The organism is Pseudonocardia wallangbongensis (assembly GCF_054486945.1).
Genome location: NZ_JBRERS010000001.1, coordinates 1,114,059 through 1,129,448, shown reverse-complemented (window position 1 = coordinate 1,129,448; position 15,390 = coordinate 1,114,059). Strand labels below are relative to the sequence as shown.

14 protein-coding genes and 1 pseudogene are annotated in these 15,390 nt (G+C 73.2%); 6 read left to right on the top strand and 9 right to left on the bottom strand.

What is annotated here, in order from left to right; genetic code table 11:
* Positions 1–6 precede the first annotated feature (6 nt).
* From ACU436_RS05310 to ACU436_RS05280, 7 genes are all read right to left on the bottom strand, one after another.
* Positions 7–1,479, bottom strand: a complete 1,473-nt coding sequence (locus ACU436_RS05310; protein WP_459022168.1) for an aldehyde dehydrogenase — start codon at positions 1,477–1,479, stop codon at positions 7–9.
* Positions 1,472–2,704: an alpha/beta fold hydrolase gene (locus ACU436_RS05305; RefSeq protein ID WP_459022166.1), complete on the bottom strand. Its 1,233-nt coding sequence runs from the start codon at positions 2,702–2,704 to the stop codon at positions 1,472–1,474. The genes ACU436_RS05310 and ACU436_RS05305 overlap by 8 nt, the downstream gene beginning before the upstream one ends.
* Complete coding sequence (locus ACU436_RS05300) at positions 2,701–4,053, bottom strand: MFS transporter (protein WP_459022164.1); 1,353 nt, start codon at positions 4,051–4,053, stop codon at positions 2,701–2,703. Before ACU436_RS05300 ends, ACU436_RS05305 begins: the two co-directional genes overlap by 4 nt.
* A 330-nt stretch (positions 4,054–4,383) precedes the next feature.
* Positions 4,384–5,961 (bottom strand): GMC family oxidoreductase, encoded by a 1,578-nt coding sequence (locus ACU436_RS05295; RefSeq protein ID WP_459022162.1) that lies wholly within the window; start codon positions 5,959–5,961, stop codon positions 4,384–4,386.
* A 48-nt stretch (positions 5,962–6,009) separates the two neighbouring features.
* Positions 6,010–6,267, bottom strand: a complete 258-nt coding sequence (locus tag ACU436_RS05290) for a PspC domain-containing protein (protein ID WP_459022160.1) — start codon at positions 6,265–6,267, stop codon at positions 6,010–6,012.
* Positions 6,268–6,393: 126 nt separating this feature from the next.
* Positions 6,394–6,678, bottom strand: a complete 285-nt coding sequence (locus tag ACU436_RS05285; RefSeq protein WP_459022158.1) for a 2Fe-2S iron-sulfur cluster-binding protein — start codon at positions 6,676–6,678, stop codon at positions 6,394–6,396.
* Entirely contained in the window at positions 6,678–6,938 is a 261-nt protein-coding gene (locus tag ACU436_RS05280; RefSeq protein ID WP_459022156.1) for an FAD-binding oxidoreductase, read from the bottom strand. The genes ACU436_RS05285 and ACU436_RS05280 overlap by 1 nt, the downstream gene beginning before the upstream one ends.
* Here ACU436_RS05280 and ACU436_RS05275 point away from each other — a divergent pair.
* Positions 6,899–7,135: pseudogene (locus ACU436_RS05275) on the top strand (hypothetical protein); the annotation flags it as partial. The gene ACU436_RS05280 and the pseudogene ACU436_RS05275 sit on opposite strands and share 40 nt — an antisense overlap.
* 386 nt (positions 7,136–7,521) lie before the next feature.
* On the opposite strand, the gene ACU436_RS05270 reads toward ACU436_RS05275, so the two are convergent.
* Entirely contained in the window at positions 7,522–8,328 is an 807-nt protein-coding gene (locus ACU436_RS05270) for an enoyl-CoA hydratase/isomerase family protein (RefSeq protein ID WP_459022154.1), read from the bottom strand.
* 172 nt (positions 8,329–8,500) lie between these two features.
* On the opposite strand from ACU436_RS05270, the gene ACU436_RS05265 reads away from it, so the two are divergent.
* Genes ACU436_RS05265 through ACU436_RS05250 form a run of 4 tightly spaced genes read left to right on the top strand, consistent with a single transcriptional unit; the run spans position 8,501 to position 13,744 of the window.
* Entirely contained in the window at positions 8,501–9,676 is a 1,176-nt protein-coding gene (locus ACU436_RS05265) for an extracellular solute-binding protein (protein ID WP_459022152.1), read from the top strand.
* Positions 9,673–11,187, top strand: a complete 1,515-nt coding sequence (locus tag ACU436_RS05260) for a class I adenylate-forming enzyme family protein (protein WP_459022151.1) — start codon at positions 9,673–9,675, stop codon at positions 11,185–11,187. The genes ACU436_RS05265 and ACU436_RS05260 overlap by 4 nt, the downstream gene beginning before the upstream one ends.
* A 12-nt stretch (positions 11,188–11,199) precedes the next feature.
* A complete protein-coding gene (locus ACU436_RS05255) occupies positions 11,200–12,519 on the top strand; it encodes an MFS transporter (RefSeq protein WP_459022149.1) in 1,320 nt (439 codons plus the stop codon).
* A 28-nt stretch (positions 12,520–12,547) separates the two neighbouring features.
* The gene (locus tag ACU436_RS05250) at positions 12,548–13,744 is read left to right on the top strand and encodes a CaiB/BaiF CoA transferase family protein (protein WP_459022147.1); all 1,197 of its coding nucleotides are present in this window, start codon (positions 12,548–12,550) and stop codon (positions 13,742–13,744) included.
* A 59-nt stretch (positions 13,745–13,803) separates the two neighbouring features.
* On the opposite strand, the gene ACU436_RS05245 is transcribed toward ACU436_RS05250, so the two are convergent.
* Positions 13,804–14,721, bottom strand: coding sequence for an SDR family oxidoreductase (locus ACU436_RS05245; RefSeq protein WP_459022145.1), 918 nt, complete (start codon positions 14,719–14,721; stop codon positions 13,804–13,806).
* Positions 14,722–14,800: 79 nt separating this feature from the next.
* Here ACU436_RS05245 and ACU436_RS05240 point away from each other — a divergent pair, with 79 nt between their 5' ends.
* Positions 14,801–15,376, top strand: a complete 576-nt coding sequence (locus ACU436_RS05240) for a TetR/AcrR family transcriptional regulator (RefSeq protein ID WP_459022143.1) — start codon at positions 14,801–14,803, stop codon at positions 15,374–15,376.
* The last annotated feature ends 14 nt before the right edge of the window (positions 15,377–15,390 follow it).

Sequence of the window (15,390 nt, the reverse complement as noted above, 5' to 3'; positions counted from 1 at the left end):
CCTCCGTCATGCCTTGATCGCGAACGGGTCCCGGACCTCGTCGGAGAGGTCGATGAGCACGTTCTTGGTCTGCAGGTACTCGTCGACGGCCTCGACGCCGCGCTCACGGCCGTACCCGGACCTCTTCACACCGCCGAAGGGGGCCTGCGCCGCGCTGTAGCGGTAGGTGTTCACCCACACCGTGCCCGCGGCGAGCTCGCGCGCCACCCGGTGCGCCCGGGAGACGTCCGAGGTCCAGATGCCGCTGGCGAGGCCGTACTCGGTCCCGTTCGCGATGGCGACGGCCTCCTCCTCGTCGGCGAACCGGTGGGTGGCGAGCACGGGCCCGAAGACCTCCTGCTGGGCGAGGTCCGACGCCGGGTCGACGTGCGCGAAGACCGTCGGCTCGACGAACGATCCGGACGCGAGAGCGGCGTCGTCGGGGACCCCGCCACCGGTCAGCAGCCGGGCCCCGTCGTTGCGGGCGCGGTCGATGCGGGCGAGGATCCTGCTCCGCTGCGCCTGGCTCGCCACCGGGCCCATCTGGGTGGCGGCGTCGGTGGGGTCGCCGAGCACGATGCGGCGGGCGGTCTCGGCGACCCGCTCGACGAGCCGGTCGTGGACGCGCTCGTGGACCAGCAGCCGGCTGCCGGCGATGCAGGTCTGGCCGCCGGCGCCGAAGATGCCGGCCACCGCGCCCGGCACCGCCCGCTCGAGGTCCGCGTCGTCGAACACGATGTTGGCGGACTTCCCGCCCAGCTCCAGCGTCACCGGGACGAGCGCCTCCGTCGCGGCGCGCTGGATCGCCCGGCCGGTCTCGACCGAGCCGGTGAAGCTGATCCGGCCCAGCCGCGCGTCGGTGGTGAGCGCGCCGCCGGCCTCCGCACCGCCCGTGACGACGTTGATCACGCCCTCCGGGAAGCCCGCCTCGGCCACCAGCCCGGGCAGCCGCAGCGTGGTCAGCGGGGCCAGCTCGCTCGGCTTGACCACGACGGTGCAGCCGGCGGCCAGTGCCGGCGCGAGCTTGTTGGCCAGCAGCTGCATCGGGGAGTTCCATGCGGTGATCAGCGCGGCGACGCCGACGGGCTCGCGGACCGTGTAGTCGAACGTGTCCCACGCGTCGAGCGGCACCGTGCGGCCGTGGATCTTGTCCGCGAGCCCGGCGAAGAAGCGGTAGTTGCGGGCCGCGAACCGGGCCTGCGTGCGGGTCTCCCGCAGGAGCTTGCCGTTGTCGGAGGTCTCCAGCCGTGCCAGGTCCTCGGCGTCGCGTTCGATGAGGTCGGCGAGGGCGTGCATGAGCCGGGCGCGCTCGGCGCCCGAGGTCCGGCGCCACGTCCGGAAGGCGTCCGCCGCCGCCGTGACGGCGTCGCGGACCTGGTCGGCCGTCGCGTCGGCGATGCGGCCGAGCTCCCGGCCGTCTACGGGGCTGGTCACCGTGATCGACCGCGCGGGGTCGACCTCGGGCTGGGTGCCGCCGATGAGCATCCGCGTCTCAGTCATGGGGTCCTCCGAGGTGCTGGAGCGCACGGTCGAGATGGGGTGCGAACGCCGCCGGGTTCTCGCAGATGGGGAAGTGCCCGAGCCCGGGCATCTCCCAGAACACCGCGCCGGGAATGCGCGCGGCGGTCTGCCCGGACATCTCCGGCGTGCACGAGTAGTCGTACTCCCCGGTCATCATGACCACCGGGCAGGTGCGGGTGTCGATGTGCGGAACCTTGGCGGTGCCGTCCCAGTCGCCGCTGTAGAAGTCGATGTCCCCGGCGAACGTGCCCGCGCCGCCCTGCGAGTAGGTCCAGAGGATGTCCTCCCGGCAGGACCTGGGGCTGCGCGGGCCGATCAGCCCGGCGATCCACTCGGGCACGAACGTCGCGGTGTCGACGCGCGGGTCCCGGGCCCACGGGGTGGTCCGGCCGGGCACCTTCTCGCTCGCCTCGCAGGCGATCACGCCGCGGAACACCTCCGGCGCCCGGTAGGCCAGCTCGAGGCAGACCTCGCCGGCCATCGAGGCGCCCAGCAGGATCGGGCGGTCGAGGCCGAGCGCCCGGACGACCGCGAGGACCGTGTCGCCGTACCGGCGCGTCGTCAGCGTCCACGACCCGATCGGGCCCGGGAGGCGGCCGGAGGAGCCGTGCCCGGGCAGGTCGAACGCGATCACCTCGTGCGCGGCGCGGGCGGCGTCCGACATCAGGGCGTGCGCCTGCCGCGAGTCGGCACCGGCGGTGTGCAGCACGAGCAGCGGGGTGCCGGTGCCGGCCCTGGCGACGTGGATGTCGACCTGCGTGCCCTCCACCTCGACCGTGACGTACCGCTCGCTGATCCCGGAGCGGTCGATCACCGGGTCGGGGTCGGGCGTGGGCGGGCCGTGCAGCTGCTCGCGGCCGAGCGCCAGCACCCGGTGGGCGATCCGGGCGTGCTGCGCATAGGCGCGCTCGTCCCCCTCGACGGCGGTGCCGGGGACGCGCATGCGCATCGCCAGGAAGTGGTGGTAGCAGGGCTCCGGTTCGGGTGCGAGGAACCGGGCCCACGCGTCGGGCGTCGCGACGAGCTCGAAGTCCGGCGCCGGCCCGCCGAGGGCGAACCGGCCACGGTCGCATGCGACCACGACCCGCGCCCCGCCGCACCGCACCGCGAACGTCACGGCGGCGTCGCGGCCGGCGACCCGGAGCTCGGGATCGGTGTCGCAGCGGCGGATCCAGGCGGGCGCGTCGTCGAAGGGCGCCGTCACGAGACGGCCTCGGTCGGGGCGGCGGCCCCGACCTCGTCGTCCTCGAAGCGGCGCCCCGGCCCGGTGGCGACCCAGACGGCGACGAAGGTGAGCAGCGACACGGCGATGATGTACGGCGGGATCGCGCGGGTCGCGCCGGCGCCGGTGGCGAGCAGCGCGGTGAGGATCAGGGGCGCGAACCCGCCGCCGAGGATGCCGCCGATCTGGTAGCCGAGCGACGCGCCGCTGTAGCGGACCTCGGGCGAGAAGAGCTCGGCGAACAGCGTGGCCAGCGGCCCGTACATGAGCGGGTGGATCAGCGAGAGACCCACGACGCAGGTGATGCCCAGGACGACGGGGGACCGGGCCGCCTCGTTGACCAGGAAGAACGGGTAGGCGTAGATCGCGAGGAGCACGGTGCCGGTGAGGAACACCGGGCGGCGACCGAACCGGTCGGACAGTGCCGCGGCGAGCGGGGTGGTGACGATCTCGACCGCGCCGGCGACCGCGACGATCGTCAGCGCGACGGCGCGCGCGATCCCCAGGTCGGTGGTGGCGTACGTGAGCATGAACGTCGCGAACAGGTAGAAGTTCACGAACGGCGCGAGACAGGTCGCGATGGCGAGCAGGATGTTGAGCGGGTGGCGGCGGAGCGCGTCGAGCAGCGGCATCGTGGACGTCCGTCCGGCCTTCTCCACGGCCGCGAAGGTGGGGCTCTCGACGACACGCAGCCGGATGAACAGGCCAACGACCACCAGGATCGCGCTGAACAGGAACGGCAGGCGCCAGCCCCACGACGTGAACTGGTCGTCCGGGAGGAGCGACACCAGACCGAACGCCACGGTGGACAGCACCAGGCCCGCCGGTGACCCCGTCTGCGTCCAGCTGCCGGCGAGGCCGCGCCGACCCTTCTCCGCGTGCTCGACCGACATGAGCACCGCGCCGCCCCACTCGCCACCGACGGCGAACCCCTGGAGCAGGCGCAGCACGACGAGCAGCGCCGGGGCGGCCATGCCGATCTGCCCGTAGGTGGGCAGGAGGCCGACGAGGAACGTCGCGACGCCCATGCCGACGAGGCTCCAGATGAGCATCCGCTTCCGGCCCAGGCGGTCGCCGAAGTGGCCGAAGACGACGCCGCCGATCGGGCGGGCGAGGAACCCGGCGGCGAAGGTGCCGAACGCGGCGATGGTGCCGACGGCGGGGTCGAAGGCGGGGAAGAACAGCCGGTTGAAGATCAGCGCCGAGGCGGTGCCGTAGAGGTAGAAGTCGTACCACTCGATCGCCGTGCCGATGAAGCTCGCGCGGACGACCCGCCGCCGCATCCGGGTCGCACCGTGCCCGTCCGTGTCGGCCGCCGAGTTCCGGGTCATCGCTGACCTTCCTGTGGTGAACGCAATGTGTACGACGGTATACATCGCGGTACACGACGACAACCCCGGTGGGGGCTCGCCGTGCGCGAGGAGTCAGCCGCGGCTTGCCCGCGACACCGACGGTGCGCCGACCCGGCGCTTGAGAAGAGCGAGAGCGATGTCCACCACGGCCAGGGCGGCGATGGGCGCGACGATCAGGGCGTCAGGCATGAGGTGGCCCTTTCGGCGGGGAGCGTATTGACCGCCGAGCACGCTACCCCCTGACGGGCCAATGGAGCCGTGGAGCGCGTTATGGAGCCATAACGCGATCTGCAGGCCGTTAAATCAGCACTACGGCTCCATAGTGCTGAGCCGGTCGGCCATCAGCTCGCCCGCCATGATCGCGGTCAGGTTCGTGTTGGCGCGGGGTACGGACGGGAAGATCGAGGCGTCGACGACGCGGAGACCCTCGACGCCGAGCACCCGGCAGTCCGGGTCGACGACCGTGGTGGGGTCGCCGGGGTTCCCCATCCGGCAGGTGCTGGTGGCGTGCTGGGTGTCGGCCGCGGTGGCGAGCAGGTGGTCGTCGAGCCGGGCGTCGTCGTCGAGCGCGGACAGCAGCGCGGTGTTGGCACGGTCGACCGGGCCGTCGGAGATCGCGGCGACGGCGTCGCCCCGGGCCATCTCGACGAGGGCCCGGATGCCCGCACGCAGCCGCGCCAGGTCGCGCTCGTCGGAGAGCATGGCCTCGCGCACCTCGGGCTGGGCTGCCGGGTCCGTCGAGGTCAGCGTGATCGATCCGCGTGACCAGGCCCGGTTGACCCACACCCCGAACGAGCCGGCGCCGAACCGGATGTCGGCGCTCCCCATGGCCAGCACGTTCTGGTTGAGCGACACGAGCATCATGTCGAGCGGACCCGCGTCGGCCTGCCCGCTGCTGTAGCGGACGCAGACGTTCGTGTGCCGATCGTCGGGGGTGCGGATGGCCGAGGCCTCGTCGAGCGGGATCGCCACGCCGGCCATCGGATGGTCCTGCAGCCCGTGCCCGACCGGCAGGTCCGCGACCACGTCGATGCCGAACGAGCGCAGATGGCCCGCCGGGCCGATCCCCGAGCGCATCAGCACCGCAGGGGAGTGCACGGCGCCGGCGCTGAGCACGACGAGATCCGCCCGCTCCTCGACCGGTGAGCCGCCCGACAGGTAGCGCACCCCCACGGCCCGGCCCCCGTCGATCAGGACCCGGTCGACCAGCGCGTCACCGCGGACCGTCAGGTTCGCGGACCCCCGCGCGGGCTCGAGGTAGCCGTCGTTGACGGTCACCCGCCGGCCGCCGCGGGAGTTGATCGGGTAGGGGGACACCCCCACCGCACCGGGTGCGTTGACGTCCTCCGCCCACCCGTGACCCGCCGAGAGGGCGGCGGCACGCAGCGCGGTGTCCACCGAACCCCACGCCTCCTGCGGCATCCGGTGGATCGGGGTCGGCCCGCCCCGGCCGTGGTACGGGGCGTCGCCGAACTGCTCGTCGTCCTCCGAGCGACGGAAGTGGGGCAGCACGTCGGCGGGCGACCAACCCGTGCATCCCCACCGGACCCAGTCCTCGAAGTCCTCCATCGGCGGCCGGATCGCGATCTGCCCGTTGATCGCGGAGCTGCCACCGGTGCCGCGACCCCGCCAGTACAGGGCCGCCTCCTGCTTGTCCGTCCTGGTCGAGAGCAGGCCGGACCAGACCAGGTCGCGGCCGGCATCCGGGTCGGTCAACGCCCGGATCGGGTTCGGCGAACGCCACACCTCGGGCATCTCGTCGGACCGGTAGTCCGGTCCCGCCTCCAGCAGCAGGACCCGTCGCCCCTCCGTCGCGAGCCGGACCGCCAGCGGAACACCGGACGATCCCGCGCCCACCACGATCACGTCCCAGGCATCACGGGTCATGCGGGCTACTGTCAGCCACCCGCCGACTCGCCGTCAATCACCGGCCGATCACGCCGCAGCGGGGTTCTCGTCCTCCGAAGCGAACCCGGCCTCCGGTGCCTCGTTCGGCATCAGGATCCACAGGATCGGGTAGAGCAGCAGCTGGCTCCCCGGCACGATCAGGAGGATCAGGACGAACAGCAGCCTCGCGGGCCACGGGTCGAGTCCGAGGCGGCGGCCCAACCCGGCGCACACCCCGGCCAGTACCCGGCCGTCCTCCGGCCGGACGAGGCCTGCCTGGCGGAAGGTCGAGTGGATGGAATCCATTGCTGATCGTTCCTCTCTGCGTTCTGCAGTGGGTCGTGAACCGGACACCACCAATCCTGCGATCAGCATCGCGCGAAACCATCAGGGACGCCCCTGGTCCGCCCCCGGAGGCCCGGACCCGACGGGTCAGGGGAGATCACCACCGGGCTCGGTGATGTCCAGGATGACCTTCGACAGCGGGCAGCCCACGCACGTCAGGACGTAGCCGTCGGCCCGCTGCTGCGGCGTCAGGCAGTTCGGCCCGTTCATCGCGACCTCCCCGCCGCGGAGCTTCACCATGCAGTCCCCGCAGTTGCCGACCGTGCACGAGTCCGGCATCGGCAGTCCCGCGGCGAGCCCGGCGTCGAGAAGCGTCCGGCCCGGCTCGACCACCACGGAGCCGAGGTCGTGCGCCCCGTCCTCGACGGTCATCAGCTGCGGCGCGGTGACCGTGGTGGTCGGGTCCGCCCCGCTGGTGTAGCGCTCGTGGTGCCCGCGGCCACCAGGACGACGTCGTGCGCCGCCGCCGGATCGGCGTGGAACGCCCCGGACGGACCGCGCAGGGACAGCCGGACCCCGGCGCGCAGGTTCCGGTGGACGTGGGTGGAGAACCGGCCGCCGTCGACGTGCTTGACCGTGACCTCCAACCGCGGTGCCCCGGGCGCCGGCGACGCGGAGTAGGCGCGCCGCACCGGTGTTTGCCACTCGCTTTGCCGCCCTCGAGGAGGACCGGGATGCCGTCGGCGGATCGCCGCTCGGAGCCACGTCGGAGCCTCGTCAGGTGCGCGCCGAGCTGACGCGTGAGCGCATCCTCACCGCTGCTGCTCACGTTCTCGCCGAGCGCGGCTACGCCGCCGGCACCACCAACCGCATCGCCGGGCGTGCCCCCATCTCCATCGGCTCCCTGTACCAGTACTTCCCGAACAAGGACGCGATCCTCGCCGAGCTCCTGATCCAGCAGATCGATCGCGGCACCTGGACCGATGTCGACGAGCTCGACCTCTCGCCCGGGACGCTGGAGGCGACGGTACGGGCGCTGGTCCGCGACACGATCGACCGCCACGGGAAGCCGCGTACGGCCCAGCTCCGCGACGTCATCGTCCGGCACCCCGACATCCGGGCCGGCGACCCCGACGTCGCCGCGGACATCATCCTGTTCACCGTGGAGGTGAACGTGCGCCCCGCGGGCCATCCCCGTCGAGAGGCTCGAGAACGAGCTGGTCGCCATGGTGACCAGCTGCCTGCGCGGGGATCGGTAGCCGCCCATCCGCCGCGTCAACGGCCGTGGAACACCGCGTCGCGCTTCTCCACGAAGCTCGCCACACCCTCCCGGGCGTCCTCGGTGGTGAACAGCCACGACAGCACCTGCTGCTCGCGGGTGAGCGCGGTGGTGAGACCGCTGTCCAAGCCGTCGTCGACCAGGCGCTTGCCCTCCCGGACGGCCAGCGGTGCCTGCCGGGCGATCTCGCCGGCCAGTTCGAGTGCCCGGGGGAGCAGCTCGTCCGGTTCGACGAGTGCGGTGAGCAAGCCGAGTTGCTGCGCCTCCGGCGGCTTCATCCGCCGCCCGGTCAGCACCAGCTCCTTGGTGACCCGCGCCCCGACGGCGCGGGCCAGCCGGACGGTGCCGCCGCCGCCGGGCAGCAGCCCGAGCGTGACCTCCGGCAGCCCGAACCGGGCGGCGCTGGAGGCGACGATGAAGTCGCAGCACAGGGCCACCTCGAACCCGCCGCCGAGGGCGTAGCCGTTGACGGCCGCGATCGTCGGTTGCGGCAGCTGCGCGAGCTGGTCGAACACCCCGCGGGACAGCTTCTGGTAGTCGTCGAACGCGGTGCGGCCGACGCCGTGGTACTCGCCGATGTCGGCGCCGGCGACGAACCCGCGGCCGGTTCCGGTGAGCACCAGGACCCGCACGGCCTCGTCCGAGCGCAGCGCCGCGAGGTAGTGGCCCAGGGCCTCCACCATGCCCCGGGACAGCGCGCCCAGCGCCTCGTCCCGGTCGACGCGCAGCACGGCGACGCCGTCGGCTCGCGTCTCGACGAGGTTCTGGTGGACACGGTGCTCGGCGGGGCCGGGAGCGGTCATCGGCCGAACCTCCATGTGGTAATTCGATTTAACGCGAGGTAGCGTGACAGCGTGCTCCATGCCTGTCAACCCGCGCCGGGGCGTTCCCCACGCGAACTTGACCGGGCGAGCGGCGGGCTGGTAATACGTTTGACCCGACCTGGCGCTAAATCGGTTCACCTGAGGAGTGTCCATGCCGCACCTGCGCGGAATGACCTGGAGCCACCCCCGTGGTGTCGCTTCGGTGCTCGCCGCGGCCGAGGAGTTCGGCCGCGCGCACCCCGAGGTGACGGTCGAGTGGGCGGCCCGGTCGTTGCAGGAGTTCGAGGACGTGCCGGTGGTCGAGCTGGCGGAGCGGTTCGACCTGATCGCGATCGACCACCCGTTCGTCGGCGAGGCCGCCGCGTCCGGGGCGTTGCTGCCCGTCGACGAGGTGCTGCCGCCCGAGGTGTTGCAGGCACAGGAGCAGAGCGTCGGTCCGAGCGCGGCGAGCTACCGGTGGGGCGGCCACCAGTGGGCGCTGGCCATGGACGCCGCGGCCCAGGTGAGCGCCTACCGCCCCGACCTGCTCCCCGGCCCGCCGCCGCGGACGTGGGAGGAGGTGTTCGCGCTGCTGGACGCGCTGCCGGCCGGAGTGGTGGCCGAGCTGCCGGCCAACCCCACGCACCTGTTCGCGAGCTTCGTCTCGCTGTGCCACCACCTGGCGCCCGCGGAGCTGACCGGTCCGGGCCCGCAGGGTCGGCCGGCCTGGTGGGCCGGCGGCGGCATCGACGTCGACGTCGCCACATCCGCGTTGGGCCTGCTCGCGACGTTGCTGGAGCGGGTCGACCCGATCTCGCTGAAGCGCGACCCGATCACCTCGCTCGATGCGATGGCCGCCGGGGCGCCGATCGCGTACGTGCCGCTGGTCTTCGGCTACTCCAACTACGCGCGCCCCGGCTACGCCCAGCAGCAGGTCCGGTTCGCCGACGCCCCGTCGCCGGGTCCCGAGCCGGCCGGGACGATGCTCGGCGGGGTCGGGCTGGCGCTCTCGGCGCGCTGCGCCGACGTCCCGGCCGCCGCCGCGCTCGCCGGCTGGATCGTCTCGCCGCGCTGCCAGACCGGGACCTTCCTGCGCTCGGGCGGCCAGCCGGCGCACCGCAGCGCCTGGACCGACCCCGGCGCCAACGAGCTCACCTCCGGGTTCTTCACCGACACCCTGCGCACCCTGGACGCCGCGTTCCTGCGCGGCCGCGCCCCCGGCTACCCGCTGTTCCAGCGCCGGGCGGGCGAGCTGCTGCACGAGCGGATGGTCCGCCGGGAGCCCGCCGCGGGGACGGCGACCGCGCTCGCCGAGCTGTGGCGAGAGCTGTGCGGACCGGCATCGTGAGCACGCTCGCGCACCTGGCCCGGCGTGCGCACGACCGGTACGCCGAGCACCCGGCGGTGTTCGACGGCGCCGCCTGGCAGACGTTCGCCCACCTGGGTGCGGCGGCGCGGCGGGTCGCCCACCGGCTGCTCGCGCTGGGCGCGCGTCCCGGTGACCGGGTCGTCGTCGCCCTGCGGAACCGGCCCGAGCTGCTCGCCGTGGAGCACGCGCTGTTCCTGACCGGCCTGGTGCGGGTGGCGGTGAGCAGCCGGCTGCACGGCCGCGAGATCGCCGGCATCGCCGCCGACTGCGCCGCGACCGTGGTGGTGTGCGAGCAGGCGCACCTCGGGCCGCTGGCCGCCGCGCGCTCCGGCCTGCCCCGCCTGCGCGCCGTGTGCGCCGCGGACGGCGCCGCGGGTCAGGCCGACCTCGCGCTGGCCGAGCTCGTCGCCCCCGGCGTCGCGGAGAGTGAACCGGATGTGCCCGCACCGGGTCCGGACGACGTGGCGGCGCTGATGTACACGTCCGGCACGACCGGCGAACCCAAGGGCGCGATCGTCACGCACCGGGCGTGGTCGGCCATGCTCGGCGCGATCTCGTCGGCCCTTCCCCGCGGCGGGCCGGGCGACGTCGTGCTGCACACCGCGCCGATGAGCCATTTCGGCGGGTCGATCGGCTCGGCCTACACGTTCGCCGGCGCCGCCGCCGTGCCGGTGGCGGCGTTCGCGCCGGAGCGGGTCCTCCGCCTGCTCGACGAGCACCGGGTCACCGTGCTGCCGCTGGTGCCCACGATGCTCAAGGACCTCACCGCAGCGGCGGAGGCGGATGGCACCCGGCCGACGGGTCTGTGCGCCGTCCCGTACGGCGGCGCGCCGATCTCGGTACCCGCGCTGGGCCGCGCGTACGAGGTCTTCGGCGACGTGCTGTACCAGTGCTACGGCCTCAGCGAGGCACTCGCCCCGCTGACGGTGCTACCGCCCTCGGACCACCGGCCCGTCGCCGGGGACCGGCGCGCGTCCGCCGGGCGCCCGGTCGCGGCCGCGGAGCTGGCGGTGCGCGACGGCGAGGTGTGGGTGCGTGGCGACGCCGTGATGCCCGGCTACTGGGGACGGCCGGAGCAGTCCGCAGAGGTACTGGTCGACGGCTGGTTCCGCACCGGCGACGTCGGGCACCTCGACGGCGACGGCTACCTGTACCTCGTCGACCGGCGCCGCGACGTGATCGTCAGCGGTGGGTTCAACGTGTACCCGGCGGAGGTGGAGCGCGCCATCGCGGAGCTGCCCGCCGTGCACGAGGTCGTGGTGTTCGCGGTGCCCCACGAACGCTGGGGCGAGGCCGTCGCGGCGGTCGTCGTGCCGCGGGCGGGCGCCGCGCTGACCGAGCAGGACGTCGTGAACGCCTGCCGGCAGCGGCTGGCGAGCTACAAGAAGCCGGTTCGGGTCGAGTTCGCCGACCGGCTGCCCGTCTCCAGCACCGGAAAGCTGTCCCGCCGCGAGATCCGGGATCGCCACCAGCAGGCCGTGACTTCCTGAGAGGACCCTGACATGTCCACCGAATCCCGCCCGGCCGCCACGGGGCGCGACCGTCGTGACGGCCTGCGCTACCGCTGGGGCGTCCTGAGCATGAACTTCCTGGTGCTCGGGTTGAACTACGCCGACCGTGCGGCGATCGGGGTGGCGGCGCCGCTCATCATCGCCGAGTACGGCTTCTCCAACAGCACCTGGGGCTGGATCTCGGCCGTCTTCTTCCTCGGCTACGCGCCGTTCTGCTTCGTCGGCGGCTGGACCTCCGACCGGTTCGGGCCGCGGAAGGTGATGGCCTGGGCGATCGGCTGGTGGTCGCTGTTCACCGCGCTGACGGCGACCGGGGTCGGTGTCGTCTCGTTCCTGGTGATCCGGTTCCTGTTCGGCTTCGGCGAGGGGCCGCAGGCCTCGGTCACCGCCAAGACGATGTCGAACTGGTTCCCGCAGCACCGGCTGGGCACCGCGCTGGGCCTGTCACAGGCGGCCACGCCCCTCGGAGGGGCCGTCGGCACGCCGATCGTCGTCGCGCTCATCGCCGCTTCCGGTGGCAACTGGCGCGCGCCGTTCATCATCCTCGGGCTGATCGGGGTGTTCTTCCTCGCCGGCTGGTGGTTCGTGGTGCGCGACAGCCCCGCGGTCCACCCCAGGGTCGGGCAGGCCGAGATCGCCGAGATGGCCGAGGAGGAGCGTCAGCACGCTGCGGCAACGGAGGCGGGGGAGTCGGAGCGCAGCCTGGGCAGCTACCTGCGGATCCCGCTGGTGCTCACCACCGCTGCCACGTACTTCGGGTACTCCTGGGTCCTCTACACGTTCCTGACCTGGTTCCCCGCGTTCCTGCACGACGTGTACGGCCTGGACCTCTCGGAGATCGCCTTCGCCGGGGCGGTGCCGTGGCTGTGCGGGTTCGTCGGGCTGGCGCTCGGCGGCGTCTTCACCGATGCGCTGGGCCGGCGCGTCGGCCTGTTCGCGGCGCGGAAGTGGACCACGGTCGTCGGGCTGCTGCTGGTGGCGCTCGCGTTCGGGCTGGTGGGTGCGGCGAGCTCGGCCGCAGCGGCCGTCACGTTGATGGCGGTGACGGTCTTCATCCTCTACGTCGTCGGCGCGCAGTTCTTCGCGCTCATCCGCCCGATCATCCCGTCGGCCCGGTTCGGGGCCGCCTCCGGGTTCGTGCACTTCATCGCGAACCTGGCCGGCATCTTCGCGCCCGTCGTGCTCGGCTACATCGTCGACGCCACCGGCTCGTGGGGCATGTCGTTCGTGATCTCCGCCGTCATCGTCGGCGGTACCGCGGTGCTGCTGGCGGTCTTCGGGCGCGCCTCCGGCAACCCGAAGAACGCCTGACGCCACCGCATCCCACGAAGGAGGAACCGTGCCGGCTGCACTGGAGGGTGTCCGCATCCTCGACTTCACCCAGATGATGCTCGGCCCGTACGGCACGCAGATGCTGGCCGACCTCGGCGCCGACGTCATCAAGATCGAGCGGCTGTCCGGTGAGTGGGAACGCGGCCTGGAGATGATGGGCGGCCTCGTCGCGGGCGACTCCGCGGCGTTCCTCGCGATGAACCGCAACAAGCGGTCCGTCGCGATCGATCTCAAGTCCGGGGCCGCCCGGGACGCGCTGCTCGAGCTCGGCGCCACGTGCGACGTCGTCGTCGAGAACTTCCGGCCCGGGGTGCTGGCGCGGATGGGCCTGGGCTACGACGACTTCGCGGCCGTCCGGCCCGACATCATCTACTGCTCCGGCTCCGGTTGGGGGCAGGACACCGCCTTCGCCCGCGAGAACCGGCCCGGCCAGGACCTGCTCATCCAGGCGATGTCCGGGCTCGCCGCGGCCGGCGGCCGCGCCGGCGACCCGCCCACTCCTGCGGGCACGGCCATCGTGGACGCGTCGACGGCGCTCACGCTGGCCAACGGGATCCTCGCCGCGCTGTTCGCCCGCGAACGCCACGGTGTGGGGCAGCGCGTCGAGGTCGACCTGTACTCCACGGCGATCGCCCTGCAGTGCCAGGAGATCTCCGCCATGGTCAACCAGCGCCAGGCGTGGCACCGCTCGGAGGAGGGGATCGGGCAGGCCTGGCTGTCGGCGCCGTTCGGCGTCTACCGCGCCGCCGACGGCTGGCTGGCGCTGGCGATGGCCCCGGTGGGCGAGGTGGCCGGGCTGCTCGACGTCCCCGACGTCGGTGCGCTCGACCCGTGGGCGGACCGTGACGAGATCAAGCGGCGGCTGGAGGAGGTGACCGCCACCCGCGCGGTCGACGACCTGCTGGCCCTGCTGCTGCCCGCAGGGGTGTGGTGCGCCAAGGTGCGCACCACCGTCGAGGCGGTCGACGAGCTGCGCGAGCAGGGTCACGACCTCGTCGTCGAGGTCGAGCACCCGACCGCCGGGCGGCTGGAACTGATCGGCTGCCCGATCCGGCTGTCGCGGACGCCGTGGCGGCTCCGGCACGCGCCGCCCCTCGTGGGCCAGCACACCCAGGAGGTGCTGGCCGAGGTGCTGGACGAGGAGCGGATCGCCGCGCTGCGTGCCGCCGGAGCCGTGAACGCGACGAGCCCGCAGCCGGAGTGATCGGTCGGTCCGAGACCACGGGATCCGCCCCGTTGCGGGCGATGAGCCGGATCTCGCGGCTATCCGGGTCGGGGGATGAAGTAGTGGCCCTCCTTCAGGTCGGCGATCAGCCCTGGTCGGGTGGGCTCCCACCCGACCAGGTCGCGGGTGATCCCGGCCGTGGCGGGGCCGTCGACGCTCCAGAAGTGGCCGAGCAGGCCGACGTACTCCCCGGCCTGCTCGGCGGTGACGGAGACGACCGGGGCGCGGAGGTGTTCGCCGAAGACCTCGGCGACCTCGCGAATCGGTACGCCCTCGTCGCCGACCGCGTGCAGTACCGACCCGGCCGGCGCGGATTCGAGCGCCAGGCGGAACAGGCGCGCGGCGTCGTCGCGGTGGACGGCGGGCCAGCGGTTGCCGCCGTCGCCGACGTGGGCGGCGGCGCCCTTCTCCCGGGCGAAGCGGATCGCGGTGGTCATGAACCCGTTGTCGCCATTGCCGTGGGTGGCCGGTGGGAGCCGCACGACGCAGGAGCGGACGCCGTGGTCCGCGAGCGCGAGCGCGTAGTGGGAGTTCGCGATCCGGCCGCCGCCGGCCGCCGCGAGACCGTCGCGTTCGGTGGCGACCTCTCCCGGCGCCAGGCCGAGCACGCCGAGGATGCCGGCGGCGATGACGAGCGGCTTGTCGCTGCCGCCGAGCGCGTCGCCGAGGGCCTCGATGACCGCGCGGTCGGCGGCGCTGGCGCCGGCGTAGTCGCCGGAGAACGCGATGTCGTGCTTGAACGCGAGGTGGATGACGCCGTCGGCGGAAGCGGCGGCGTCGCGCACGACGTCGAGGTCGTCGAGCGAACCGGCCCGGACCCCGGCGCCCGCGGCCCGCAGCGCATCGGCTGCGGCGTCGGAACGGGCGAGGCCGGTGACCCGGTGGCCGGCGGCGATCAGGTCGGGGACGAGCCCGCGCCCGACCCAGCCCGACGCCCCGGTGACGAAGACATGCATGGGGACCTCCATCGTCCTGCTATTCTTTGAACGTTCGTACCAGGAATTGTGCGTCGGTGCCAACAACCCGGAGGTGGCGATGGCGGGCCGGCCGGTCGACCACGAGCGGCGAGCCGAGCTGCTCGACGCGGTGGTCGACTACGCGGTGGAGCGGGGGTTCTCCGAGCTGTCGTGGCGGCCCGTCGCCGCGGCGCTCGGGGTGTCGACCAACACGTTGGTGCACCACTTCGGCACCAAGGAGCAGATGCTCGTGGCCATCCTCGGGCGGTTGCGGGAGCGCATCCTCGCGGCCACCAGGGACCTGCTCGGTGAGCAACACGACCTCGCGGCGGCGGCGCGAGTGGCCTGGGAGCGCACCTCGGACCCGCGACGTGCCCCCGAGTTCCGCCTGTTCTTCGCCGTCTACGGCCGGGCTCTCCAGGCGCCGGACCAGTTCAGCGGCTTCCTGGAGCGGGTCGTGTCCGACTGGATGGCCGCGCTGTGCGCGGCGCAGGGGCAGGGCGCCGACCTCGTGACGGCGAAGCGCAGGGCCACCCTGGTGATCGCGACGATCCGCGGGCTCCTGCTCGATCTCCTCACCACCGGCGAGCGGGACCGGGTCCAGGACGCGGCCGAGACCTTCCTCGCCGGTCTCGGCCCTCGCCCGTCAGGGTGAGCGCTGCCCGGCCG